The sequence below is a fragment of the Pedomonas sp. genome (genome assembly GCF_036515995.1).
Classification (GTDB): domain Bacteria; phylum Pseudomonadota; class Alphaproteobacteria; order Sphingomonadales; family Sphingomonadaceae; genus Pedomonas.
Genome location: NZ_DATBUP010000087.1, coordinates 1 through 24,608, shown reverse-complemented (window position 1 = coordinate 24,608; position 24,608 = coordinate 1). Strand labels below are relative to the sequence as shown.

Genomic DNA, 24,608 nt, shown 5'->3' with positions numbered 1-24,608 from the left:
CCTTGATCTACCAACGAAGATAGCTTACAAACGTAAAGGTTATAGAGATGATTGACGTTTGTAAAGTGATTAGGTGAGTTGCCGTGGACGCGCGATTGGAGAGAAGCCGGGACGCGATCATTCAGGCGATCACGGCGATGATCGAGACGACGCCGCTGGCGGACATTTCGATCACGCAGGTCGTCAGCGCGGCCGGCGTGACGCGGCCGACCTTTTATCAGCAGTTTCCGGACGTCCTGACGGCTGCACGCGTTGCGGGCTTTCATCGGCTGAAGACAGCGTTTCCTTTTCCAGACCCCTTGCCGCCCGGGACAGTGCTGACGGTCGCAGAACTGCAGGATCGCATCATCAAGCGGGCGGAGCCTCTCTACGAGCACCTGAGCGCCCATCGGACGTTCTACGTCCGCGTCATGGACGCGGCAGGCACTGCCGGTTTTTTTGCTGAACTCATTGATTTTACAGCAGCCAGACTCTTGCCCGAGGCAATGGAGGCCCTGGCTGGCGCACCGGCGCGCGTACGCATCGCGACGGAATTCTTCGCAAGCGGCCTGACATGGCTTTCCATCCGATGGTTGCGGGCGGAGCAGACTTTGCCGGCCGACGTCATGTCGAGACAGGTTGCAGAACTGGTTGCTGATCTGATCGGAGACATCAGGTCCGCTGAGAGCTGATGGACCTGTTCCGGTGCCAGGCTGCCAATTGCAGGAGCGTCACTGAAAATGAGACGATCAAATCGGGATGAATGCGGGCTACCTCAGCTCGCCTCTTACCAGCCGGAACTTCCCACCCTGCGCTGGCAAAACGCATAACTCACCCAAGCGGAAACATTCTGGCGAGGTGCCGGTGCTCAAGTCCAGTTCGTGCTGAAAGCGGCATTTATTGCAGCCGGGCTGCCTGCCTTGACGATCATGCTGTGCCTCGGATTTGTACGCTCATGTTACACTCTTTATGCATTCACCGGAGCATGCCCTGCTTCGTCCTTATGAGGATCTGGCCCTGGAGTTGCCTGCCCGGCCCTCGCCCTGCTCCCCGCCTGCAACGCCCATATCGGCGGATCTCGATCAAGGACAAACCCTAGCCGAGATGCCGGCCGGCCAGAGCAACGCCTTGGCAGTCGAGCCGCTGCCTTTAAAGCAAACTATCCAGCTGTGAGTGACGTCGGGGGTCAACAGACCCCTTGCGTAGCAGGTTAGGACACCAGGCCCTGCACTACTGAAATAGGCATGATGACGCCGCCAAGTGCAAACCGGTGGTTCGCACTTGGCGCACGCAATCAATTCAGGCAGATCGCCCCTTGAATTGGCCGGCAACAGGCAACGGTTCTTGTTAGCATTTTACCAATCAACGAAAATCTACTAATGCCGAATAGAAATCCATGGTATCGCACAGTCATGATGAATGCGCCGTTTTCTTCTTTGCGTGGCTCGTCGGCCTCGGTCGACAAGGTGATTGCGTATCTTAAAGCTTGTGTTGCCGATGGACGTCTGTCGCCAGGCCAGAAGCTGGTTGAGGCCGATATCTGCAATTCACTGGATTTAAAGCGCGGACCGGTGCGGGAAGGCCTGCGCATGCTGGCAGGTCAAGGCGTACTTGAGCTTATCCCGAACCGTGGCGCCTGGGTCCGCAAGCTCGACCGGCAGGCACTGGCCGATATGGTGCAGACCCTCGCCTGCCTGAATGCCGGCGCGCTCTTCAGTGCAATCCGTAAAAATGATGAGCAAATGCTGGCAGCCCAACTGGAGCCCATCATGGCCGCGATGAGGCATGCCAAGGCCGAGCGAGACTATTTGCTACTGACGGAGAAAATTGAAAACTATCACCGAGCAGTTATCGATTTATCCGGGAATCCGTACCTGACGTACCTGCTGGAGAGCCTGCACGTTTATCATTATCGCAGGTCGATGGCAGCAGAGCTCAAGGTTGAAAACTGGGACCTTTACTTGAGCGGCTACGAGGAGGCCCATGAGGCTGCTCTAGTGCGGGATTTCCCCAAAGCCGTCATGGCGTTCGAGGTCCATTCCCAGCGACTGCAAGCGGCTTTGGCCCGCGAACCGGCAGTGTTCTAACCCGGGCTCTGAGCCACCTGAAACCTGCCCGAGAGCGCAGTAGGTTGTTGCAGCGTCCATGCAAACACCGGTGAAGCCCTCAGCTGTCCACCGAAAAATACCAGAAAAGACAATCCTATAATCGTTAACGACGCGCTGGATGACGTGCCGGCCCTGCAGCCGGTAGGTCAGCCTTGCTAAAACGGGCCTGAGGGTCCTTCGAGCAGGCAGCAGCGTAGCCCTTACAAGTCAACAAGGCTCAGCAAGCGCCTTGCCTGGCGCAGATGGGGCGCATCGATCATCTTGCCATCGAGCTGAAGGGCCCCAGCCCCGGGATTGGCCTCAAAGATGGAGACCACTCGGCGGGCATGCTCGATGTCCTCCGCGCTGGGCGTGAACGCCCTGTTGATGATCGGAACCTGCACCGGGTGGATCGCCATCATGCCGACAAAGCCGTCCCGAGCGGCCCGTGCGGTATACCGGGCGAGCCCTTCCTCATCGCGAAAATTCGGATAAACTGTCTCGATGGCCGCCGCATCAGCGGCATGGGCCGCAAACAGGGTGAGCGAGCGCGCCATTTCATAGGGCGGCGTGTAGCTGCCGTCTGCTTCGCGCGACGTCCGAGCACCAATGGCTGCCGGCAAATCCTCCGCCCCCCAGGTCACACCAAGCAGGCGGTGCCGCACATCGCGGTAAGTGCCAAGCTGGAAGACTGCGGCGGGCGTTTCCGTGGCGATCGGCAGGAGCGGCAGCTGATCCAGCCCGCGCACCGACAGTTCCCGGTCCAGCTGGCTGACGCTGGCCGCGCCTTCCGCCTTGGGGAAGACCAGGCCGTCGAACGCCTGGCCGGCCAGCGCATCCAGGTCGGCCTTCAAGAATTCGCTGCCGAGCGGATTGAACCGCACGAGGACAAGCAGGCCGCCTTTGCGCGCGGACAGGTAGCGCACCACATCTTCGCGCGCCTGCGGCTTTCGCTCGGGCGCGACCGCGTCTTCCAGATCAAGGATCAGTGCATCTGCACCGCTGGCCGCCGCCTTCTCGAACCGCTCCGGCCGGTCGCCCGGCACAAAAAGTAGCGAACGCAGCTTCATGCGGGCCTCCGCTTCAGCAAGGCGCTGCGCAGGCATTTGCAGACAACTTCGTCCCGCTGGTTGAGAAGCTGGTGTGCAAACGTCACAATGCCTGCATCCGGCCGGGACTTGCTTTCGCGCTTCTCGACCACCTCGGATTCAGCGCGCAGTGTGTCGCCAATGAACACCGGCTTCGGCATCACCAGGTCCTGGTAACCAAGGTTGGCCACCAGCGTGCCAAGCGTGGTGTCGCCCACGGACAGACCAACCATCAGGGCAAAGGTATAGGTACCGTTGACGAGTATCTGCCCGAACTCGGAGGCCTTTGCCGCCTCGGCATCGATGTGCAGAGGCTGCGGGTTGTGGGTCATGACGGAGAACAGCAGGTTGTCCGTCTCGGTCACCGTGCGCCGGATCTCGTGCGCAAGCCTGTCGCCGATCTGCCAGTCGTCAAACCAACGTCCCGTCATGTCATTCAGCCTTTTTTGCAATCCGGGCAAGGACCGTGCCCTCGGGGTACTGCTGCCCCGGCTCTGCTGACAACTGCTCGACCACGCCGTCAAAGGGCGCGGTCAGAGCTTGCTCCAGCTTCATGGCTTCCATCACCAGCAGCCGGTCGCCCGCGCGCACCTCCTCGCCCGCCGAGACATGCACCGAGACGATCCGCCCGGGCATCGGCGCCGTGACCACGCCGTCCGATGCACTGGCACCACCGACGGCATCTCCGGCAACGGGCTGCGCGAAGGTCCAGGCTTCGCCGCGCAGGAACAGCACCCGCTCGCTCCCGACAACGGCTGTCGATGGCCGGCAAGTGGGATCAGCCATCACGACATGGCCGTGTCCGCCGATCTCCACCGCCACCCGCTGCTCCGGCGCCCCAGCGCTCCTGAAGCCGCGCAGGGTCGCCCAAGGATCCTGCCCTGACGTCGACAGCAATGCGGCCGCGGCCGCGGCCGTGACCTCTTGCGAAGGCTCGGCCGAAGGCACCAGCGCGTCCGCATGACGTTCGATGAAGCCTGTGTCGACCCGTCCGGCGACGAAGTCCGTATGGCCCGCCGCCCGCGCCAGAAAGGCGGCATTGGTTTTGACCGGCCATACCTCCACCTGAGCACAAGCCTGGGACAGCTGGGCGGCCGCCCGCTGACGGCTGTGGGCGTGCACGATCAGCTTGGCGATCATCGGGTCATAGTAGGGGCTGACCTCATCCCCCTGCTCCACCCCGCTGTCGATGCGCACATCAGAGGGCATGCGCAGATGATCCAGACGGCCAATCGAGGGCAGGAAGTTGTTGGTGGGGTTCTCGGCGTAAAGTCGCGCCTCCATGGCCCAGCCGCTGATCGTCAGGTCTTCCTGCCGGCACGGCAGCGGCTCGCCGCTGGCAACACGCAGCTGCCACTCCACCAGATCCTGTCCGGTGATCATCTCAGTGACCGGATGCTCCACCTGCAACCGGGTGTTCATCTCCATGAACCAGATGCGATCAGCCGACAGCGCCTGCGAGCCATCCGCGATAAACTCGATGGTGCCAGCACCCACGTAATTCACGGCCTTGGCGGCGCGCACGGCCGCATCGCAAACGGCTGCGCGCGTGGCGTCATCCATGCCCGGTGCGGGGGCTTCCTCGATCACCTTCTGATGACGCCGCTGAAGCGAGCAGTCTCGCTCGAACAGGTGAACGATCTGCCCGTGCTGGTCGCCGAAAACCTGCACCTCGATGTGCCGAGGTGACTGGATGTACTTCTCAAGCAGCACGCGATCATCGCCAAAGGAGGATGCGGCCTCCCGCTGGCAAGATGCCAGCGCATCGGCAAAATCCTCAGCCCGATCAACCCGGCGCATACCCTTGCCGCCGCCGCCGGCCACGGCCTTGATCAGCACAGGATAGCCGATCTTGTCCGCTTGCTCGCGCAAGAAACCTGGGTTCTGATCGTCTCCCAGATAGCCGGGCGTGACCGGCACGCCAGCCTCGATCATCAGCTTCTTGGCCGCGTCTTTCAGGCCCATGGCGCGGATGGGGGCGGCAGGCGCACCAACCCAGACGAGGCCTGCGGCCTCGACCGCCTCGGCAAACTCGGCATTTTCCGACAAAAAGCCGTAGCCCGGGTGAATGGCCTGCGCCCCGGCTGCCTGCGCCGCCGCGATGATCCGCTCACCCACCAAATAGCTTTCACGCGAAGGCGCAGGGCCGATCAGGACCGCTTCGTCGGCCTCCCGCACGAACGGCATGCTGGCGTCGGCCTGCGAATAGGTTGCAATCGTGCGAATTCCCAGACGCCGGGCCGTGCGAATGATGCGGCGGGCAATCTCGCCGCGATTGGCAATAAGAAGCGACTGGATCATGGTTACATCCTGAAGATGCCGAACTGAGCCCGCTCCGGAATGGGCGCGTTCAACGTTGCCGAAAGCGCAAGGCCGACGACGTCCCGGGTCTGGGCCGGATCGATGATGCCGTCATCCCACAGGCGGGCCGTCGCGAAGTAGGGATTGCCCTCGGCCTCGTAGCGGGCCCGGACCGGCGCCTTGAACGCTTCTGCTTCTTCCGGCGTCCACTTTCCGGCGTCCCGGTGGACGGTTGCAAGCACGCTTGCTGCCTGCTCGCCGCCCATCACGCTGATCCGGCTGTTCGGCCAGGTGAACAGGAAGCGGGGCTGGTAGGCCCGGCCGCACATCCCGTAATTGCCGGCACCGAAACTTCCGCCGATCAGCACCGTGATCTTGGGCACCTGTGCCGTCGCCACGGCCGTCACCAGCTTTGCGCCATGCTTTGCGATGCCTTCGGCTTCGTATTTGCCACCGACCATGAAGCCGGAGATGTTCTGAAGGAACAGCAGCGGAATGCGGCGCTGACAGGCCAGCTCGATGAAGTGCGCGCCCTTGACCGCGCTTTCGCTGAACAGCACGCCGTTGTTGGCCAGAATGGCAACAGGCATGCCCCAGATGCGGGCAAAGCCACAGACCAGCGTCGTGCCGTAAAGCTTCTTGAACTCGTGAAATTCCGAGCCATCGACGATGCGGGCGATGACCTCGTGTACGTCATAAGGCGCGCGCACATCCTGCGGGATGATGCCGTAAAGCTCCTCCGGGTCGAAGGCCGGCGGCACCGGCGCGGCCAGTTCAACCGACGCGGGCTTTGGCCGGTTGAGCGTCGCCACGATGTCCCGCACGATCAGGAGCGCGTGCTCGTCATTGTCCGCCACATGATCGACGACGCCCGACTTGCGCCCGTGCAGATCCCCCCCGCCCAGATCCTCGGCGGTGATGTCCTCGCCGGTCGCGGCCTTGACCAAGGGCGGCCCGGCCAGGAAGATCGTGCCCTGATTGCGCACGATCACCGTCTCGTCGCACATCGCTGGAATATAGGCCCCGCCCGCGGTGCAGCTGCCCATCACGCAGGCGATCTGCGGGATGCCCTTTGCCGACATCTGCGCCTGGTTGTAGAACAGGCGGCCAAAATGGTCCCGGTCCGGGAAAACCTCTGCCTGGTGGGGCAGGTTCGCACCGCCTGAGTCCACCAGATAAATGCAAGGCAGCTCGTTCTCGAGCGCGATTTCCTGCGCGCGCAGATGCTTCTTCACCGTCAGCGGGAAGTAGGCACCGCCTTTGACCGTCGGATCATTGGCAACGATCATGCACTCGCGGCCCGAGATGCGGCCGATGCCGCACACCATGCCGGCGCCAATTGCCTCGTCGTCGTAAAGGCCGTTGGCTGCCAGGGCCCCGATTTCCAGGAACGGAGAGCCAGGGTCCAGCAGGCGGAACACGCGATCCCGCGCCAGGAGCTTGCCGCGCGCCACGTGGCGCTCGCGGTGCTTCTCGGCGCCACCAAGGGCGGCGGCTGCCACGCGAGCCCTCAGTTCCTCTGCCAGGGCCCGGTTGTGGACGGCCTTCGCCTTGAACTCCTCGGAGCCGGGGTCGACCAGACTGGTCAGTTTCATTGGCCCACAAGCTCCCGCCCGATCAGCATGCGCCGGATTTCATTGGTGCCCGCCCCGATATCCAGAAGCTTGGCATCCCGCAGGAAGCGCTCGACGGGCCAATCCTTGGTGTAACCGGCACCGCCCAGCGCCTGGACGGCCTCAAGGGCAACCTTGACCGCGTTCTCGGACGCCAGGAGAATGGCACCTGCCGCGTCGAAGCGGGTGGTCTGGCCGGCGTCACAGGCGCGTGCGACCGCATAGACATAGGCGCGCGCGGAGTTCAGCGCGACGTACATGTCGGCAATCTTCGCCTGCATCAGCTGGAACGCGCCGATCGGTTGGCCGAACTGCTTGCGCTCGCGCACATAGGGCAGCACCACATCAAGGCAGGCCTGCATGATGCCGAGCTGGATGCCCGACAGGACGACCCGCTCGTAGTCAAGGCCGGACATGAGCACCTTCACGCCCCCGCCGACCGGACCCATGACGTTCTCGTCCGTCACAAAACAGTCGGAGAAGACCAGCTCCGCTGTGGGCGACCCGCGCATGCCCATCTTGTCGATCTTCTGGCCCACGGAAAAGCCCGGCATTCCCTTCTCGATCAAGAAGGCGGTGATGCCCTTGGAGCCGGCATCGGCGTCACTGCGGGCATAAACCACGAGCGTGTCGGCATAGCTGCCGTTGGTGATCCAGAACTTGGTGCCGTTCAGCTTCCAGCCGCCGTTCACCTTGTCCGCCCGCAGCTTCATGCCAACCACGTCGGAGCCGGCACCGGCCTCGGACATCGCCAAAGACCCGACATGCTCGCCGGAAATCAGCTTGGGCAGATACTTCGCCTTCTGCTCGGCAGTGCCCCAGCGGCGGATCTGGTTGACGCACAGGTTGGAATGGGCGCCATAGCTCAGGCCGATGGAAGCCGACGCACGAGAGATTTCCTCGCAGGCGATCACATGCTCGAGGTAGCCCAGGCCAAGGCCGCCGTCGGCTTCATCGACCGTGATACCATGAAGACCAAGTTCGCCCATCTGCGGCCAGAGATGGACCGGGAACACGTCTTCAGCATCGATGCGCGCAGCGAGCGGCGCGATCTGCTCTGCTGCAAACCGCGACGTTACCTCGCGGATCATCTCTGCGTTTTCACCCAGCTGGAAATCAAGATTTGGCGCACTCATCAGGCATCCTCCCTGAATTTGACAGAACCATAAATCTACAAGATTCATTATAAAAATTGATTTTTATGGCTGCCTTATATAGGTTTTTCCTATGATAAGCCGCACCCACATCCGCCAGTTCCTGGCTGTTGTCGACACCGGCAGCTTCACACGTGCCGCTGACCGTATCAACGTGTCGCAACCGACCTTGTCCGCCGGCATAGCCGAGCTCGAACGCCAGCTCGACACGCGGCTGTTCATCAGAGAGAAGCGCCGCATTCTCCTGACGGAGGCCGCCAATCGCCTGCTCCCCTTGGCGCGCAGCATCGAGCGGGACTTTCGACTTGCCGAGGCGCGCGCCATGCGCGCGCCGGCCCCAAGGCGACCCATACGCCTCGGCGTCCTTCCCTCCATCCCGACCGCGAGACTGGAAGGGGCGATTTCGGCATATGCGGGCGAGGATCCACTTGAGCTGGTCGAGGACAGCGAACGCGGCCTGGCAAGAGCATTGGCCAATGGTGGCATCAACCTGGCCCTGACGATCATCCGCTCCGACCGCTCGGCGACAGATGCGACGCTTCTCTTCGAGGAGCCTTACCGCCTCGCCCTGCCCCAGGGGCACCCTTTAGCGAGCGAGACGGAAATCGCGCCCGAGGCGCTTGCGGGAGAGACCATGATGGTCCGACGATCCTGCGAAGTGCTGCAGGAGACCAGCCAGTTCTTTACGGAGCGGGGCATCCGCCCGCCATTCAGCCTGCGGTCCGCAAACGACGACCGTGTCATGGCCATGGTGCGCGCCGGTCTCGGCATTACAGTTGCGCCGGAATCGCTGGGGGAACCAGGCATCGCCATGCCGCTGCTGGCTGGGTTTGACTACCGGCGAACAATCGGCCTGGTCTACGGGCAGGACTGGCACCAGCTCTATGGAGCAGACCACCCGCTCATTGCGGCGCTGTGTCGGCTCAAAGCATAGTTCCGGATCCGGCCCGGCGGATCGCGCGCATGATACCGTCAGCAAAAACCAGCTTCCAGAACGGTCGCATTCAACCAGCAGAAGCTGGTTTTTTCCGGTGGCGCTGGCAATGGCGCCCTGAGCATACTGGGAGAAACAGCCTGTGTTCTACCCGATCCCGGCCAGAGAACCGCTCAAGAGCGCGCTGCCGACACCATCTTCACCTCCAGGCCGGCTGCGGCCAAGCGTGATAAGAACCACTTCGGCCAATTGCGTGCTGGTGAATGGCTTGTCGATAACCGTGGCGCCGACAAGCAGACGACGATCTGCATGACCTGTCATGAAGACGAAGGGCACATGCGGTCGCTCCGCGCGCAGTTTTTCAGCAAAGGCAGGGCCATCTGCTCCAGGCATCACGACGTCGCAGAGGACCATGTCGAGCTGGGGTGCGGTGAGACCCAGAGCCAGTGCCGTCTCTGCGTTCACAGCCTCCATTACGGTGTAGCCGAGATCCCGCAGGATGGTCGCAGTCACCGGCCTGACCTGGTCATCGTCATCTACCACCAGGATAACCGCATCGCCATGTTCGCCGTCCAGCCCGCCATCCATGATCTGCGCACACGGCACGACAGCTGCCCGCGGCAGCAGAATTTGAATACAGGTACCAGAGCCCAGGCGGCTCTCGATGAAGAGACGGCCGCCGGATTGTTCGACGAAGCCGTGCACCATGGCCAGCCCCAGCCCTGTCCCCTTGCCGACCTCTTTTGTCGTAAAGAAGGGCTCTAGCGCACGGGCAACAGTTTCCGGGGCCATTCCTGCGCCGTTGTCCCGTACCGAGATCGCGACATAATCGCCTGCCTTGGCAAAGCGCTTGTCCGAAGGCCCGATCACCCGGTTCGAGACCGAGACCTCAAGCACGCCGCCGCCCGGCATCGCATCCCTGGCGTTTACCGCCAGATTGAGAAGTGCCACTTCCAGGCGATGCTGGTCGACAAGAACGGGCCAGGCGTCTGCGGGCACATCGAAGCGGACCTCCACCTGACTGCCGAGCGTATGCGCAAAGAGCCCCTGAAGCGAGGGAATAATGCCCGCCAGCAGCACTGCGCGCGGCTTCAGTTCCTCACGCCTGGCAAATGCAAGCAGATGGCGGATCAGCTCTGCGGCCCGTTCTGCCGCCTTGCGGCCGTGAGCGACCACCTGCCGGACCGTGGGATGGTCGACCCGGTTGTCGATCAACTGGTAGCTGCCAAGAATGGCGGCGAGAATATTGTTAAAATCATGGGCGACGCCGCCCACCAGCTGACCCAGGGCCTCAAGTTTCTGGGATTGCAAAAGCGTAGCCTGCATGTCCTCCCGGCGCCGCATCTCGGCGGAGAGTTCGTCAGCTGCGTCCCGAAGCGCCCGGGTGCGCTCAGCAACCCGCTCCTCAAGCTCGGCATTCAGCTGACGCAGTGCATTTTCAGCGCTTTGGCGCTCCAACTCGCCAGCAAGGCGAGCCGCAAATGTCGCTATCAGCTTTTGCACTGTCCCGATATCGGTCATGGGCTCGTCATCGAGCACTGCAATGAGCCCGATGGGCTGGCCGTCCGACCCGGTAATGCCGGTGCCGGCAAAGCTCTCGATCTGCAATTCCTGAAGCAAGGCAGCCTCAGGATAGTGCCGCCGCGCACGGTTTGGCACCGATACCACTTCGCCGTGCTTCAGCGCTTCCCAAGACAGATCATCAAGAGGAAAGCTGCATTTCTCGTCAACTTGGCCATTGCACCACTGGGCAAGCGTGCGCATTTGTCTCCCGGCAGGATCGGAAAACTCGGCGATAAACGCATATTTGACGCCAAGTCCCTCGGCAAGCTCGCGCACAAGCGCTTGCAACAGCGCAGGGCCGCTCACCGCGGAGACCGCAGCGGCTGCTCGCAGAGCGCCTTCTGCTCGCTGCCTGGGTGCAACGTCGCGCAATATTCCGGTCACGAAGGTCCGCCGGTCATTGGACCAGCACGCCGTCGACAACTCAAGAATGGCCGTGCTGCCGTCCTGCCGGCGCCCCATTATTTCCACGGGCCCGATGGACAGATCGCCGACTTCTTCCCCTGCACATGCAACGGGCCAGGCCCCGCCATGATCCAACAGCGTTCCGATATCCCTGCCGGTCAGCTCGTCAGGTTCAAAACCGAACTGCTTGCCAGCCGCCAGATTTGCCCACTGAATTTTTCCTTCAGGGCAGGTCGTGATGATCGCATCCGCCGCCGTATCGACCACCGCCCGGTATCGGGCGTTCTGCCTGTCACGCAAGACGCGTTCCCGCTCCACCGTATTGGTGACGTCGATAACCTGCAGAATACAGATCGGATCTTCAGGCAGCCCTGCACGCTGAACCGTAACATTGTGCAGGAGGGGCTGGCCCCGGTCCCGTTGGAGCGGCAGGAGATCGGGATTGAGCGTATGGGTCAGGATGCGTGCAGCGCCAAGTTCAAGTGCATCGGCAATGACACCCGGCAACCGCGACTGACCGACTTCCGGAAACAGTTCGGGCAAGGTCCGGCCGCAAGCTTGCGCCGCCGCAACACCCGAAGCGGCCTCCATCCAGGCATTCCACTGAATAATTCTGGCTTGAGCATCAAGAAGAACAACGCCCGTATCCAAGGCATTGAAGGCACTCAGCAGCAAGTCTCGGCTTATAAGGTCCATGGCCCGACTAAGCTCGCTGGCACGTCAGACCCGCGATATACTCGCCGATCAGTTGCTTAAGCGTGGCCAGGGACGGCAGGTCCATCAACATTACAATGTAACCGTGGATGTTCTGACTGTTCACCGTAAAGCTGATATACAGGAACAGCAGCAGATCCCCCGGGACATCTCCGCAGGCATCACCCAGAAGAGCAGCACCGTTTCCCCGCCGCACTTGTGGCAAGGACATCTTGAGATTCTGCTTCAGGATGTTTGCAATGGTCGCAAGACAGGCATTGAGAACGATATTGCCTGTCTCCGCAAGCGCTTCCTGCTCAAGGTCGATGATATCCTCGAGCGGAAGATCGGTACGAACGACCGCCCGAACCAGTTCGAGACTCTTCATCTCCGGGAATACCAGGAGTGCGCATCCGGAGAACGACCCTTCGAAATGCTGATGGATGGCGACAAGCCCGCCGCCGCTGTCCTTTTCAATCAGACCCCATGCCTGCTCTCGCTGCATGATCTCGGCAGAGGGAACGGACAGCAGCACTTCCTCACCAACCATGTGGCGCAAACTGGCCGCCGCCCGGCCGACGCCAATGTTGACGAGTTCGGACAGCGCGTCGATTTCAAGTTTGTCGAGCTTGATGGCGGCTTCAGTCATTGCTGCTGCCTGCGCAACTGCAGAGTTGCCCCTGACAGAAAACCCGACAGGGCTTCATCCGTCATTGGCTTGGGCAGAAACACAGCATTGATAGCGCGCGCGCGTGCAATGATTTCATCCTGAATGTTGGCCGAGACAAGCGCAACTGGCATGCTGGGCCGCAAATTCCGGATCTCGGCCGTCAACGCCAAGCCATTCGTTTCGGGCATGTTGAAATCAACCAGCGCGACGTCGATCGACTTGTCTTCCAGTGCCTCAAGCGCCTGGGCGGCGCTGCCGACCTCCACCGGAGTCCAGTCAGGCCTGACCCTGCTGAGCGCTCCAACAGCAACCATACGGGCAAGCTTGCTGTCATCGACGATAAGAACTTTGTACGTCATTGGACCTGCGAGAATCGACGGATCAGGCAACAACAGTGCGCTGTGACCCTGTTTCATAGCTTAACGAATTTCAGCAAAAGTAGCACGGTTGTAGAGCGGGTCCACCCCTGAACTGTCATGAGTCTGGCAGGCGCACAGACTTCAGCGCAACCCACTGACTTATAAAGGAATCGGCGCATGTCCCCTGGATCTCTGGGCTGGCTGCAAGCAAGACTTGCACGAGCGATGTGTGCAGTCTCTGGCATTCTGACCAATCAACCGCGGCATTTGGGTGAGCCTGGAGCAATGCCAGCAGCGATTCAGCCTCCTCGACCGGGCAGTTGCCCTCGAGTCGAATTGTGCCGCCTTCATCCAACCGCACGCTCATCGCACGACCTCGTTCACATCGAGCACCAGCAGCACCCGTCCATCCCCGAGCAGGGTTGTGCCCACATAGTTCTCCATGCCGGCAAGAAGACCATCCAGGGGCTTCATCATTGTCTCCATGCGGCTGCCAAAGGCGTCGACTTCAAGACCAAGAACGCCGCTGTCGGTCGAGACGACGACAATATGAGCATCCCGCCCGGGCGGCGTCTGCGGCAAGGACAGACGGTCGCTCAGTCGGATGATCGGCACCGTACGATCCCGCAGCACAATCGCGCGCCCCTGCCGTATGGGCACAATTCGGGCATGCGCAGCGCGGATGGATTCCACAATAACGTCCAACGGAATGCCGAATTGTTCTTCCCCGACAACAACCGTCATGATTCCGGTCATGAGCAGACTGCCAGGCAGGTGAAGGCAAACTTTGGTGCCCAGCCCAAGCTCGCTGGACAGACTGATACGCCCCCCGAGTTCCTCGACGCCCGCGCGCACGGCATCCATGCCTACGCCCCGCCCCGAAAGCTTGGAGACCTGGCTGACAGTTGAAAAGCCAGGCACGAAAAGAAACTGCAGTGCCTCTTCGCTCGACAGCTGCGCGGCGGCCTCCTTATCGAGTAGCCCGCGTGCAACTGCAATGCGACGGACGACTGCAGGATCGACGCCGCGTCCATCGTCCTCGATTTCCACCCGCACGCCATTGCCATCGCGCAGGGCGCGCAGGGTCAGTTGAGGTCGCGCCGACTTGCCCGCCGCACGACGTTCGGAGGGCGTCTCGCAGCCATGGTCCAGTGCGTTGCGCACGATATGTAGCAGGGGCTCGTAGAGTTTCTCGATAACGGCCTTGTCCGCCTCCACCTCCTCTCCGACCAGCTTCAGCTCCACATCCTTGCCCAGTTCCTGGTCAATCTCCCGAACAAGGCGCGGGAAGCGCCGGAAAACCTGCTTCAGGGGCAACATGCGAAGCTGCATCGCAGCCGAATGCATGGCAGCGGTAAGGCGATCAAAAGTGGCGTACTGCCTGCGCAAGGCATGAGTGAGGTCGGCCAGATCAACACCAGCTTCCGCATGACGGACCAAGTGAGCAAAGCCGTTTCTGGCAATGACGAGTTCGCCTGCAAGATCAGCAATGATATCCACCTTGGCAGCCTCGATGCGCAGCATTCTGTCGCCCTGGGCGATCGACGGAAGCGCCTGGGGAACCGGAGCCTGCGCAGAGCCCCCTCCCATCACCGTCTCGATTGCCTCGGCAAGCAAGCCAGCATCGCGAACTACCAGCGCCTGCACGCCTGCCTTTTCAACCGCGTCTGCGCCCAGTTGATTGCCGGCAGAGCGCAGCGCGTTGGCCGCCGTACGCGCAGCAGATCCGATCCTTCCCAACAAGGCGTCCGGTGCAGCGTCGACCAGCAGCAGCCTGCGCTGCTCGCCAAGGACAGCCGCGATCAGATCGGTCTTTTCCCCCTTCGGGGATTTGAGGCTGTATATTCGGACCTGATCCCCGACCGATCGGAAATGGGCAAGAGCATCCTCTTTGGATTGCAGTGCCAAGGCTCGGATGGAGAGATTGCACTCAAAAGGGTCCAGCTCGGTAGCTGCTGGCCACGGGCGCTGCGGGGCGACGTCCAGCGCAACGAGACCGGCCAGCCGCCGAAAGAAATCCAGAGGATCATCACCGCTGAAATAGGCATTTGACAGTGGATCATAGGCAATCGCGACAAGGTCTCGATCGCCCGGTAGGTCGTGGCCTTGACAATGCACCTCAAGCATCGCCTCGGCCCAGTCAGGCGCATCATCTTCCGCGACTGAGACCGAACTGCCTGCCTTTGCTTCCTGTTCGCTTGGAAATACCGTGCGCAAGCTGCTTGCAGTACTCGCCGCGACCTGATCAGCATCGGCGGGAAGCACTCCGTGCGCTTCCAGCGCATCGGCCCAGTCATTGACCAGGTCAATCAACTTCAATGCCTGGTCAACAAAGGCAGGAGAGCAAGGCAGTGCACCGTCCCTGATCGCCGACACCACGTCCTCGCCCACGTGCATCACAAGCGACATTGGAGGCAGGCCAATTATGTCGGCCGACCCCTTGAGCGTATGGAATGTCCGGAAAAGGCCATCGATGACGGCCCCGTTGTCGGGCTGAGCCTCAAGCAGGAGCAGATCATCGGTTGCGCGCTGCGCCAACTCCCGGGTTTCGGCTAAAAACTGCTCGAGCAATTCTTTCATTGGCGTACACCCGTCATTGCCGCGACGTGCCTCAGCAAAAGTTCATCTGCCACTGGCTTGACCAAGTAAAAGTTGGCTCCGGCATTGCGAGCGGCTTCGAAATCCCGGTCTCTGTCTTCCGTGCTCGTCATCAGAGCCGGTGTCGTTCCGGCCGGCGCGGGCTGGGCACGCAAAGCCGTGAGAAAAGCCAGACCATCCATCTTGGGCATGTTGATGTCGACGATAAGGAGATCGAAGTCCTGCACCGCAATCTTCTCGAAGGCCTCGACGCCGTTGAGGGCCTCATCCACTTTATAACCGGCCTCTTCAAGCAACTGGCGATAATAGAGGCGCACCAGGCTTGCGTCGTCGATGACAAGAACGCTTGCAACAGCAGCTGTCGCTCGTTGCTCATGCATCGCTTTTCTCCTCCGGCTTTTGATACACGATGGCATCGTGAAATCGGCGAACCTGGAACAGGGGCGAGATCCTGCTCATGGCCTCCGTATGACCCAAACAGATGTAGCCGCCCGGCTCCAGGCAGTCATAAAAATTTTCAGCTGCGACGCGACGTGATGCATCATCGAAATAAATCAGCATGTTGCGGCAGAAAATGACATCGAACCGTCCCTGCGTGCGTGTTGCGGCCGGGTCCATCAGATTGATCGACGAGAAGTAAATGGAGCTCCGGAGCTCTTCGTTGATCCTGTATTCAGCCGGGCCGGCGGGCTCGAAATAACGCTCGATGATTTCTGAAGACAGTCGGGCAAGCGACCGGGCACCGTAGCAGCCGCTGCGGGCCCGGCTCAACGCCTGCGTATCAATATCGGACGCGACGATCTCGATGTCATACGCATCCACATCGGGCCAGTTCTCCAGCAGCCAGATGGCGATCGAGTACGGCTCCTCGCCGGTGGAACACGGGGCCGACCAGATCCGGACAGGCTGACCGGCCGGCTTGCGCGAGACGATGTCTGGCAGGAGATCCGAGCTGAGGCAGCGGAACTGGTGTTCCTCGCGATAGAAGTAGGTTTCGTTTACGGTCAGGCTGTTGATCAACTGCTCCAGCTCGCCATCCGTATTTGCGCGAAGCAGCGTAAAATAGGCACGGAACGAATTTGCACCAGTCGCCCGGATACGCTCGTCTATCCTGCGCTCGACATAGTATCTCCGGCCCTCGGAAAAGGACATGCCTGTCCGCCGATAGATGAATTCGCACAGCGTTTGGAATTCCTCTGAGGAGGTGACCGACCTGAAGGAGCGCTCGCCGGCAATCATCCTTTTTCTGCGAACCGGCGCAGCGCAATATTTGCTGCAAAGGTCAGAAAAGCGACGCCGGAGAATCGCTGCGCACAGGCCCGCAAGGATGGGACGGCTTCAGGCGTGCCGTTCTCCGTGAGCACGTCTATTGCCGCCGCACAGACATTCTCGTCCGGGTCCTGCTCCAGGATCGGGGACAGCAGCTCCGTGGCCCGCTCCGGAGCGACCGTCCGGGCAATCTCGACGCTGCGTATGCGCACATGGCGATCCGGATCCGCCAGCAATGCCGGCAGGACAGCCGCCGCTGCATCGGGCATCGCCTGCAGCGCCTCGATCGCGCCGGAGCGCAGCCCTACATCCGTTGATCGCAGATGAACCGCCAGCGCCTCGGCGCATTCAACCGAGCCGATCTTGATCAGGCCGGTCAGAATGACTTCCTGCACCCGCCTGTCGGTTTCGCGGCAAAGTGCGGCATCCAGTTGCTCAACGGCCGATGGGTCTCCGGCCAGTGCCCTGGCCGCTGCCCAGCGCTGGTTTGGATCGGGGCTGTCCAGTGATGCAGGGGGAGCAGTCGGAGGCTGCTGCGCCCGGTCTCGTCTGATCAGAGGCATGTCAGTTCACCATGCGTAGGATGTGGGCCGTAATTTCCTGCAAAGGCGCGACCACGCTGGCTCCGCCCAAGCGGGCCAGTTCCCCAGGCATTCCCCATACCACGGCCGTTGACTCAGCCTCGGCAATAGTCTGACCGCCAAGCTGATGCAATTTGGCCATGGAGGCTGCACCGTCCCGGCCCATGCCGGTCATAAGAACACCGACAAGACGACTTGCCGGAACATGCTCGAGCGCTGTTGCGACCATTCGGTCAACGCTTGGATGCCAAGGATAATCGGGCGATGCTGGAGCAGGCAATGCAATCAATCCGCCGGGCCTGACGGAGACGATGATGTCGGCATCGCCCCTGCCGATATAGACGCAGCCAGGCTGAAGCGCCGTTGGAGCCCCCAGTTCCGCCACGTTCAGTGCTGAGCAACGGTTGAGACGCCGTGCCATGGCAGCCGTGAACGTTCCAGGCATATGCTGGGCGATGAGCACCGGCCAAGGGAAATCACCGGGCAGTTCCGAAAGCAGCGCCTCGATTGCAGGAGGCCCGCCCGTCGAGGCTCCGATCAGCAGCAGGCCCGGAACTTCGTGCCCCCCCAATCCATCTATATGGTCCTTGTCTGCAATTGCAGAAGCGAGGGGCGGACCCCTGTAGCGCCGCGCCTTTACCGGCTTGACGACACCGCTGATCCGGTGGCGAACACGTTCCCGCAGCCGCAGGCTCGGCCTCAGGCCAGCCTGCGCGGCAGCGCGCACCTTGGCGACAAGCAGGGGTGCGATACTCCCGATATGCAGCGACAGAGCCCCTTTTGGCTTGGCGATAAAATCAACGGCACCGAGTGCCATCGCCTCCATAGCCACATCTGCGCCGTTCTGAGACATGGCGGACACCATCACGACCGGGCACGGCACTTCGATCATCAGCCGATCAAGACAGGTCAGCCCGTCAAGCTCCGGCATCTGCACATCGAGCATGACTACGTCTGGCAAAAAAGACCTGGCAAGCGCCAGTGCCTCTGCGCCATTACGGGCGAGCTGAATTTCAAAATCTCCCTCGGCCCTGAAAATTTCGGAGAACAAACGTCGCGCTAGAGGTGAATCGTCGGCAACCAGAAGCTTGATCATGATGTTCTTGCGGACCGCTTTTTCCCGTTCATTTGCTCAAGAAGCCGGGTTTCGGTCTGGTCGAGCAATTCTGCCGGATCGATCAACAGGACCATCCGGCCCCGATCCGGCTGATTGGCGACACGTGTGAAAACCGTGCTTGCGCCGACAGAGAGAGTATCGGCCGACGTAATCTCCTCAGGTCTGACTGCCAGGATTCCTGAGACGGTATCAACAATGAAGCCGGCACGCATACCATTGACACGAACAACGACGATGCGCTGCTGCCTGCTCCGTTCAATCGCTGGCAAATCGAAGCGCTGACGCTGGTCGATGATCGGAACGACCCCTCCCCGCAGGTTAACAATGCCTTCAACGAAAGAAGGTGTTTTCGGTAAACGGGTCAGCACTTCTGGCACGCGTATGATTTCGACAACCGAGTCAATTGGTAAGCCGAACTCGTCCCCAGCCAGATGGAAGACGACAAACTGCTCAACCTTTGCCTTGCCTGACATCGCGTCATTCATATCCTCACTCCGGCCCGCCCCGGCTTCGGTCATGGCCCGCTCGGTAACATCGGCACGCAAGAGCCGCTCGGGCGCGAGCAGGGAAATCAACTGACCATCATCGAGACGGCAGATGGCCTGGATTTCCGCATCTCCGTCGCTGGTGCGCAGTGCCGCCGGCACCGGGTCGAGCTGTTTTTGCTCCACCCGCAAAATGGCCCCCATGCGATCAGCGACAAGGCCGACCTGCGCATTTCCCAGCGAGACCACGATGATACGGCCACGCTGCTGCGCTGCCGGCGGCAGTCCGAGCAGCCCTCTCAAGGAGACAAGCGGCAGCAGGCGGTCGCGAACGGCAATGACGCCGAGCGTGGCAGTGCCGCTACGGGGCACCTGGGTCACCTCTGCCGGCAGTGGGATGACTTCCTGAACGCGCTCGAGCGGCAGGGCATAGTGCTGTCCTGCCGCTTCAAAGCCGATCAGGGCCAGCATCTCCCGCTCACCTGCCTGGGATTCTCCCGCCTGCTTGCGAGTTGTCTTTACGATGGGCACCGCTGCCGGGCGCGCCCGCTTCCCAAACGTTCTCTCAAGCAGATCGCCGACAGGAACGACGCGCGCGTGCCCGCCCTTGTCATCGAGCCTGATCGAGGCCGTTGCCATATCCGGCCCGATGCCGTCAGCCGATGCAACCTGGGTAGGATGCCCGGTCGCCAGGCCGCCCAGTCGATCGACCGTCAGGCCAACCGGCCCTCCGTGGTTGATTACGACCACCCGCGTATCTTCTCCGGCAACCGTGTCCTCAAGACCGACCAGTTGCCGCAGACTCGTAACCGGCAGCACCTTGCCGCGGAAATTTGCCAGGCCTTCCAGGCACGGCGGACTTTGAGGCACGGACACCGTCGATGGCCGGCGCATTACCTCGTGCACGACGGCAACCGGCAGGGCAAAGACATCCTCGCCCAGGAAAAAGGTGAGGAAGCGCTCCGCCTGGACTTGAGCTGCTGGCCGCATGCCAGCAGCGCTCTCAACCACGGTCCACCTGCAGCTCGTTTGCAAGCTGTGCAATTTCCTCGATGGCCGCCGCAAGTTCTTCCGTACTGCGGGCTTGCTGCCTTGCAGCCGTTGCAGCCTGGATTGCCGCAGAACCGGCCTGCTCGGCAGCAGCCGCGATCTGCTCGCACCCAACAAGCGCTTCCTGTGTTGCCCGCGCAATCGTCTCCGCCCCTGACAGGATTTCATCATTGGCCACACGAACAGATCCCAGATCGCCGGCCAAAGCACCCAAACTCGTCATGACTGCCCGATTGCGCTCGATCTCCACCTCCGAGGCGTTCACGAGCCTCTCCAGATCATTGGAAACGACGGAAATCTGATCCTGAATGGCGCGCAGCGTATCGCGGATGCGCAAGGCCTGAGCACTCGAGTCCTGCGCCAGATTACGGATATCCTTGGCGACCACGGAAAATCCCTCGCCGAAATCGCCGGCGCGCGCCGCTTCCACCGAGCCATTGACCGCCAGCATATTCGTCTGCACAGCAACCAGCGTAATTGAATCAACGATCCGATCGGTCTGGCGGATCATATCCTTGAGCTCGACCACTGAACGCACGCTGCCGCGGGTCTCTGCGGCGGCGCGGCCAACGCCGTCAACCATGGCCTCAATGGTACGCCGGCTCTCCTCCAGGCGTCCGGCAATGGCGCCGGAGCTTTCAACGGCTTCAGCCGCATTTCTCCGGGCCAAGTGTGCACTGCGTTCGATTTGTGCCATGGCTGCGCTTGATTGCTGGCTTGCAGCGGCCTGCTGCTGAGCGCCCTGACTGATCTGCTCCACTGCCACCAGAATTTGCGCAGCAGCGCCTGAGAGTTCTTGGACAGTCGCAGACAATTCCTCCGCCGTCGCCCCCAGTTCCTCCGCTGTTGCTGCTCCGGCATCTCCTGCCTGCAGCCGATCTGCAGCTTTGGCCAAGGCCCCAGCGGCGGTCTGGCTCTGGTCGAGGGCAGACACCTGCTGCTCGATCGCCCGTGTCGATTCCGTCGTAGCCGCAGCCTGCTCCTCTGCTGCGCCTGCGATGAGCTCGGCACCGCGCTGTGCTTCGCGTATCGCCTGCTCCGCCTCGATGGTTGCAAGAAGCGTTGACTGGTTGCCGGCCGACAGCCTTGCCATCTCGGCGCGCATCTGCTCCAGCGTCGATACAACCGCACGCGCGCCATCGGCTTCTGACCTGGAAGTCTGGGCGGCTGCTTTAATAGCATCGGCTGTCAGCTGAACGGTCGAACGGATCGACTCTGCAAGCGTCTCAATCTCGCCGGCGCTGGCCTCGGAGGTTTCAGCGAGCGCCCGCACCTCATCGGCGACGACGGCGAAGCCGCGGCCGTGCTCACCGGCCCGAGCCGCCTCGATGGCCGCATTGAGAGCCAGAAGATTGGTCTGATCCGCAATATCGCTGACGGTCTCGGTGATGTCCCGGATGTTCAGCGCCTGCTTCTCAAGGTCAGCCACCAGCGCGACCGTCGTGGTCTGCCGCTCGGCATTGACGATGATGCTTCTGACCGAACCTTCAACCTGAATGGCGAACTCGGCCAGCACCGTTTGTAGCATATCGGCCTTCTGACGGGACCGCTCCGCGCGTTCCCGAGCCTGAGTGATGCTGGCCACAATGCTTTCGATAGCAGCTAAAGACTCTTGGGACGCGCCGGCAGCTTCCTCGGCGCCGCTGCCAATCTGATCCATGGCACGGCGCAGTTCTTCAGCGGCGGCGCCGAGCTGCGTAATACCGCTTGCCAGTTCCTCGGTGGCGGCGGCAATCCGCTCGGTCACCTGCTCGCTCGAGGAAGACTGCTTGTGCTGCGGGACGCGCTTTGGCGACTGGACCGCAAGAGCGGTCGTCGGCTTCGCCTCTTCACTCGCTGCTGGTTGAGCGCTCTTACGGTTCGGTTGCTTAAGCGTTGACTTCTTAACGAGCGCCATCAGACATTCCCTTTAAGCCTGCAGGGCGTGATTACCCCCTACCCTGAAGCTTGCTGCAAACAGATCCACAAGTATCCATCAATGCAGCGAAAAGAGATAGGCAAAATACGTTAAAAGGCAATTCTGGTCAGGCAGTTTCCCACTTGTGGACCTTTCTGGTGCTTCATGCCCGGAAGAAAGGGCCAGGAAAACAAAGGGGCGCCCCGCAGGAGCGCCCCTTCGATTCCAAGCAACCGGCTCTTACCACTCGTCCCCGAAGCCGTCGAAGAAGCCGCCTTCGTCGCCGCCCGGATCCTCGAACCCGGGATCCTCTGCAGGCGCGGCAGGCTCTTCAGGTGCAGGGGCCGCCGCTTCTGCCTCGCCTCCGCTGAACATGCCGGCAACGGCATTCCCAAGCAGCACGCCGCCTGCAACGCCAACGGCCGTCTGGGCGGCTCCGGCAAGAAACCCGCCGCCGCGCGCAGGCGCCATGGGTTGCTGAGCCCCGCCCTGCCCCCAGGGACCGCGAGCGTTCTGAACCGGCTGGGCCGGCCGGCTGGCGGAGCCGCCGCCGAACAAACTGCCGAACAGACCGCCGCGGCGGGGCTCTTCGCGCACCGTTGCAACCTGCCGCTCAAGCTCGGCGATGCGGGCGTTGGCGCTGGCCAGAGCATGCTCCTGCACAACGATGGTCTGCGCCATGTAATAGGCCGAGCCCGGCTGGGCCTTCATCTGATCATGGATGAAGGCCTCTGCTTCTGGTTCTCGCTGCGGCATGTTCTGCTCTGCAGCCTTCAGCTTGCCGAACAGGCCCTCGATAGCCTTGCGATCTTCAGGATTCATTACGCTTTACTCCTCACGCTCACCGGTAAAGGCCAGCAGCATTTGAAACAGGTTCACGAAGTTGAGGTACAGCGACAGAGCGCCGAAAACGGCCAGCTTGCCGCTGGTCTCATAGCCGTGGTGCTCCGCATACTGCTGCTTGATGTTCTGGGTATCCCAGGCAGTCAGGCCTGTGAACACGATGACGCCGATGGCCGAGATGATCATATGCATCATGCTCGAACCCAGAAACAGGTTGACCAGGCTGGCAATGACGATGCCGATCAGACCCATGAAGAGGAAGCTCCCCATTTTGGAGAGGTCTCGTTTGGTGGTGTAGCCCCACAGGCTCATGGCACCGAACATGGCGGCGGCGATGAAGAACGTGCGGGCGATGCTCATACCGGTGAACACAATGAACACCGAGGCCAGAGACAGACCCATGACGGCGGAGAACGCCCAGAACATCATCTGAGCCGTTGCCGCCGACATCCGCTCGATGCGGAAGGAAAAGAAAAACACGAACGCCAGCGGGGCCAGCATGACCACCCACTTGAGCGGGGTGCCGAAGATGGGCTGGTACAGCGCAGGCGTCGAGCCGACGACAAGGGCCACAAGGCCAGTCAGCAGGACGCCGGAGGCCATGTAGTTGTAGACCCTCAGCATATGCTGCCGCAGGCCTTCATCGAATACTGCGCCCCGCGCCGGGGCGCCGCTTCGAGCAAAAGTTTGTTGATCGAACATGCGGATCCTCGTTTGGTAGTGTCAAACGAGCTGCTCGCACAGGTCCTGAATGATCTGGATAAAATAAGGGACCTGCATCGAGCATGCTCGATGCGGTCCGACATCACGATTGCAATCGATCACAATCGCCAGAGGGGCCCGGCCCGCACGAGCGAAATCTATTGGGTTTCCGTTTGAATTTCAAGATTTCAGTTCGATCGACGGAGAAGATTCGGCTGGAACGTATAGCGAGCAGCCTTGTGGAGGGGTAAGGAGCAGTCATGTTCATGCACCCCTATACCGTCCGATGATAGACCTTGCCGTTTACGCTGGCCTGTTCCTGGCAGCATTGGCCGCCGCCACCATAGTGCCCATGCAGTCAGAAGCCATGCTGGTTGGCCTGTTGCTGGCCGGTTACGACCCGTGGCTGCTGCTTGCTGTCGCAAGCCTTGGCAACATCCTGGGCTCGGTGATCAACTGGGGGCTTGGGCGCGGCATCGAGCGCTTCCGCACCTCACGCTGGTTCCCGGTCGGCGATGCTGCGCTCGATCGAGCGCAGCAGTGGTATCAGCGCCATGGGAAATGGTCGCTCCTCTTGAGCTGGGTCCCTGTCATCGGAGACCCCATCACGGTTGTGGCCGGCGTGATGCGAGAGCCGTTTCCGGTCTTCCTCCTCCTGGTCTCGCTTGCCAAGATCGGCCGCTATCTTGTGCTTGCAGCGGCCACGCTTGGCTTCCTCTGACCTGGACTGCACGCCGTACCTTAGCCTTTGCGCGCTCCCTGGCCCATCACACGGGCCCCGATCATGGTGGCGACGACCGTCAGTACAACTGCAAGCGCTGTCACGCCCAAAAGGTGCGTGCCAGTGACTTCCTCAAGCGAGCCGAGACTGCGCGCAGCCACAAAGCCGGGCGCAAACATGACCGGCACCCAGAGAATGGCCGAGGCAATATTGGCGATCTGGAACGGGCGCTGGCGCATGTCCATGACGCCCGCAACCAGTGGGACGGTCGAGCGGAGCGGCCCCAGGAAACGGCCAAGGAACACGGCAAGGATACCGTATTTGCGAAAGAACAGGCGGGCCCTTGCCACCGACGAGCGGTACCGGGTCAGAAGGCGGTGACGATAAACGGAAGGGCCGATCTTCCGGCCGATGGCATAGGAGATCCAGTCGCCTGCAATCGCGCCCGCAGCCGCCCAGATGTAAACCGGAAGCGGATCGACGACGCCCGACCCGATGA

22 protein-coding genes are annotated in these 24,608 nt (G+C 61.5%); 4 read left to right on the top strand and 18 right to left on the bottom strand.

All coding sequences use genetic code 11. From position 1 onward, the window contains the following. Window positions 1–137: 137 nt before the first annotated feature. Together VIG90_RS06960 and VIG90_RS06955 are read left to right on the top strand one after the other, a co-directional pair. Window positions 138–671, top strand: coding sequence for a hypothetical protein (locus VIG90_RS06960; protein ID WP_331592764.1), 534 nt, complete (start codon window positions 138–140; stop codon window positions 669–671). A gap of 720 nt (window positions 672–1,391) precedes the next feature. Beyond that, entirely contained in the window at window positions 1,392–2,066 is a 675-nt protein-coding gene (locus VIG90_RS06955; RefSeq protein WP_331592763.1) for a GntR family transcriptional regulator, read from the top strand. 221 nt (window positions 2,067–2,287) lie between these two features. On the opposite strand, the gene VIG90_RS06950 is transcribed toward VIG90_RS06955, so the two are convergent. From VIG90_RS06950 to VIG90_RS06930, 5 genes are read right to left on the bottom strand one after another with little or no spacing between them, the layout of a single operon-like run. Beyond that, window positions 2,288–3,136, bottom strand: a complete 849-nt coding sequence (locus VIG90_RS06950; protein ID WP_331592762.1) for a CoA ester lyase — start codon at window positions 3,134–3,136, stop codon at window positions 2,288–2,290. After that, window positions 3,133–3,585, bottom strand: coding sequence for a MaoC family dehydratase (locus VIG90_RS06945; RefSeq protein WP_331592761.1), 453 nt, complete (start codon window positions 3,583–3,585; stop codon window positions 3,133–3,135). Before VIG90_RS06945 ends, VIG90_RS06950 begins: the two co-directional genes overlap by 4 nt. A gap of 1 nt (window position 3,586) precedes the next feature. Then, entirely contained in the window at window positions 3,587–5,455 is a 1,869-nt protein-coding gene (locus VIG90_RS06940) for a biotin carboxylase N-terminal domain-containing protein (protein ID WP_331592760.1), read from the bottom strand. A 2-nt stretch (window positions 5,456–5,457) separates the two neighbouring features. Next, window positions 5,458–7,050 (bottom strand): carboxyl transferase domain-containing protein, encoded by a 1,593-nt coding sequence (locus VIG90_RS06935; protein WP_331592759.1) that lies wholly within the window; start codon window positions 7,048–7,050, stop codon window positions 5,458–5,460. Continuing rightward, window positions 7,047–8,204 carry an isovaleryl-CoA dehydrogenase gene (locus tag VIG90_RS06930; RefSeq protein ID WP_331592758.1) on the bottom strand — a complete coding sequence of 386 codons (1,158 nt, stop codon included), beginning with the start codon at window positions 8,202–8,204 and terminating at the stop codon, window positions 7,047–7,049. Before VIG90_RS06930 ends, VIG90_RS06935 begins: the two co-directional genes overlap by 4 nt. Window positions 8,205–8,295: 91 nt before the next feature. Here VIG90_RS06930 and VIG90_RS06925 point away from each other — a divergent pair, with 91 nt between their 5' ends. Then, entirely contained in the window at window positions 8,296–9,156 is an 861-nt protein-coding gene (locus VIG90_RS06925; protein WP_331592757.1) for a LysR family transcriptional regulator, read from the top strand. 147 nt (window positions 9,157–9,303) lie between these two features. Here the strand turns inward: VIG90_RS06925 and VIG90_RS06920 are convergent, their stop codons facing one another. The 12 genes from VIG90_RS06920 to VIG90_RS06865 form a co-directional block, all read right to left on the bottom strand. Beyond that, window positions 9,304–11,799 carry a PAS domain S-box protein gene (locus VIG90_RS06920; RefSeq protein WP_331592756.1) on the bottom strand — a complete coding sequence of 832 codons (2,496 nt, stop codon included), beginning with the start codon at window positions 11,797–11,799 and terminating at the stop codon, window positions 9,304–9,306. Between the two features lie 28 nt (window positions 11,800–11,827). Next, entirely contained in the window at window positions 11,828–12,466 is a 639-nt protein-coding gene (locus VIG90_RS06915) for a chemotaxis protein CheX (RefSeq protein ID WP_331592755.1), read from the bottom strand. Then, entirely contained in the window at window positions 12,463–12,903 is a 441-nt protein-coding gene (locus VIG90_RS06910; RefSeq protein ID WP_331592754.1) for a response regulator, read from the bottom strand. Before VIG90_RS06910 ends, VIG90_RS06915 begins: the two co-directional genes overlap by 4 nt. 306 nt (window positions 12,904–13,209) lie before the next feature. Further along, entirely contained in the window at window positions 13,210–15,426 is a 2,217-nt protein-coding gene (locus tag VIG90_RS06905) for a chemotaxis protein CheA (RefSeq protein ID WP_331592752.1), read from the bottom strand. Further along, on the bottom strand, window positions 15,423–15,824 hold the full coding sequence (locus VIG90_RS06900) for a response regulator (protein WP_331592751.1): 402 nt from the start codon (window positions 15,822–15,824) through the stop codon (window positions 15,423–15,425). The genes VIG90_RS06905 and VIG90_RS06900 overlap by 4 nt, the downstream gene beginning before the upstream one ends. Next, entirely contained in the window at window positions 15,817–16,683 is an 867-nt protein-coding gene (locus VIG90_RS06895; RefSeq protein ID WP_331592750.1) for a protein-glutamate O-methyltransferase CheR, read from the bottom strand. Before VIG90_RS06895 ends, VIG90_RS06900 begins: the two co-directional genes overlap by 8 nt. After that, window positions 16,680–17,276, bottom strand: a complete 597-nt coding sequence (locus tag VIG90_RS06890) for a HEAT repeat domain-containing protein (protein ID WP_331592749.1) — start codon at window positions 17,274–17,276, stop codon at window positions 16,680–16,682. Before VIG90_RS06890 ends, VIG90_RS06895 begins: the two co-directional genes overlap by 4 nt. Before the next feature lies 1 nt (window position 17,277). Next, entirely contained in the window at window positions 17,278–18,390 is a 1,113-nt protein-coding gene (gene cheB, locus VIG90_RS06885; protein ID WP_331592748.1) for a chemotaxis-specific protein-glutamate methyltransferase CheB, read from the bottom strand. Next, window positions 18,387–19,907, bottom strand: a complete 1,521-nt coding sequence (locus VIG90_RS06880) for a chemotaxis protein CheW (RefSeq protein ID WP_331592747.1) — start codon at window positions 19,905–19,907, stop codon at window positions 18,387–18,389. Before VIG90_RS06880 ends, cheB begins: the two co-directional genes overlap by 4 nt. Continuing rightward, window positions 19,900–21,843 (bottom strand): methyl-accepting chemotaxis protein, encoded by a 1,944-nt coding sequence (locus VIG90_RS06875; RefSeq protein ID WP_331592746.1) that lies wholly within the window; start codon window positions 21,841–21,843, stop codon window positions 19,900–19,902. Before VIG90_RS06875 ends, VIG90_RS06880 begins: the two co-directional genes overlap by 8 nt. Before the next feature lie 240 nt (window positions 21,844–22,083). After that, window positions 22,084–22,665 carry a DUF2076 domain-containing protein gene (locus VIG90_RS06870; RefSeq protein WP_331592745.1) on the bottom strand — a complete coding sequence of 194 codons (582 nt, stop codon included), beginning with the start codon at window positions 22,663–22,665 and terminating at the stop codon, window positions 22,084–22,086. Between the two features lie 6 nt (window positions 22,666–22,671). Then, window positions 22,672–23,388, bottom strand: coding sequence for a Bax inhibitor-1/YccA family protein (locus VIG90_RS06865; protein WP_331592744.1), 717 nt, complete (start codon window positions 23,386–23,388; stop codon window positions 22,672–22,674). Window positions 23,389–23,674: 286 nt separating this feature from the next. Here VIG90_RS06865 and VIG90_RS06860 point away from each other — a divergent pair, with 286 nt between their 5' ends. Continuing rightward, window positions 23,675–24,109 carry a YqaA family protein gene (locus tag VIG90_RS06860; RefSeq protein ID WP_349257195.1) on the top strand — a complete coding sequence of 145 codons (435 nt, stop codon included), beginning with the start codon at window positions 23,675–23,677 and terminating at the stop codon, window positions 24,107–24,109. Window positions 24,110–24,129: 20 nt separating this feature from the next. Here VIG90_RS06860 and VIG90_RS06855 read toward each other — a convergent pair. After that, window positions 24,130–24,608: DedA family protein (locus VIG90_RS06855; RefSeq protein WP_331592742.1), on the bottom strand; the 479-nt coding region annotated here is incomplete at its 5' end.

Coding starts and splice junctions, on each gene's coding strand:
- VIG90_RS06960 (WP_331592764.1), top strand. CDS start 138: ATGATCGAGACGACGCCGCTGGCGGACATTTCGATCACGCAGGTCGTC.
- VIG90_RS06955 (WP_331592763.1), top strand. CDS start 1,392: ATGATGAATGCGCCGTTTTCTTCTTTGCGTGGCTCGTCGGCCTCGGTC.
- VIG90_RS06950 (WP_331592762.1), bottom strand. CDS start 3,136: ATGAAGCTGCGTTCGCTACTTTTTGTGCCGGGCGACCGGCCGGAGCGG.
- VIG90_RS06945 (WP_331592761.1), bottom strand. CDS start 3,585: ATGACGGGACGTTGGTTTGACGACTGGCAGATCGGCGACAGGCTTGCG.
- VIG90_RS06940 (WP_331592760.1), bottom strand. CDS start 5,455: ATGATCCAGTCGCTTCTTATTGCCAATCGCGGCGAGATTGCCCGCCGC.
- VIG90_RS06935 (WP_331592759.1), bottom strand. CDS start 7,050: ATGAAACTGACCAGTCTGGTCGACCCCGGCTCCGAGGAGTTCAAGGCG.
- VIG90_RS06930 (WP_331592758.1), bottom strand. CDS start 8,204: ATGAGTGCGCCAAATCTTGATTTCCAGCTGGGTGAAAACGCAGAGATG.
- VIG90_RS06925 (WP_331592757.1), top strand. CDS start 8,296: ATGATAAGCCGCACCCACATCCGCCAGTTCCTGGCTGTTGTCGACACC.
- VIG90_RS06915 (WP_331592755.1), bottom strand. CDS start 12,466: ATGACTGAAGCCGCCATCAAGCTCGACAAACTTGAAATCGACGCGCTG.
- VIG90_RS06910 (WP_331592754.1), bottom strand. CDS start 12,903: ATGAAACAGGGTCACAGCGCACTGTTGTTGCCTGATCCGTCGATTCTC.
- VIG90_RS06905 (WP_331592752.1), bottom strand. CDS start 15,426: ATGAAAGAATTGCTCGAGCAGTTTTTAGCCGAAACCCGGGAGTTGGCG.
- VIG90_RS06900 (WP_331592751.1), bottom strand. CDS start 15,824: ATGCATGAGCAACGAGCGACAGCTGCTGTTGCAAGCGTTCTTGTCATC.
- VIG90_RS06895 (WP_331592750.1), bottom strand. CDS start 16,683: ATGATTGCCGGCGAGCGCTCCTTCAGGTCGGTCACCTCCTCAGAGGAA.
- VIG90_RS06890 (WP_331592749.1), bottom strand. CDS start 17,276: ATGCCTCTGATCAGACGAGACCGGGCGCAGCAGCCTCCGACTGCTCCC.
- cheB (WP_331592748.1), bottom strand. CDS start 18,390: ATGATCAAGCTTCTGGTTGCCGACGATTCACCTCTAGCGCGACGTTTG.
- VIG90_RS06875 (WP_331592746.1), bottom strand. CDS start 21,843: ATGGCGCTCGTTAAGAAGTCAACGCTTAAGCAACCGAACCGTAAGAGC.
- VIG90_RS06870 (WP_331592745.1), bottom strand. CDS start 22,665: ATGAATCCTGAAGATCGCAAGGCTATCGAGGGCCTGTTCGGCAAGCTG.
- VIG90_RS06865 (WP_331592744.1), bottom strand. CDS start 23,388: ATGTTCGATCAACAAACTTTTGCTCGAAGCGGCGCCCCGGCGCGGGGC.
- VIG90_RS06860 (WP_349257195.1), top strand. CDS start 23,675: ATGATAGACCTTGCCGTTTACGCTGGCCTGTTCCTGGCAGCATTGGCC.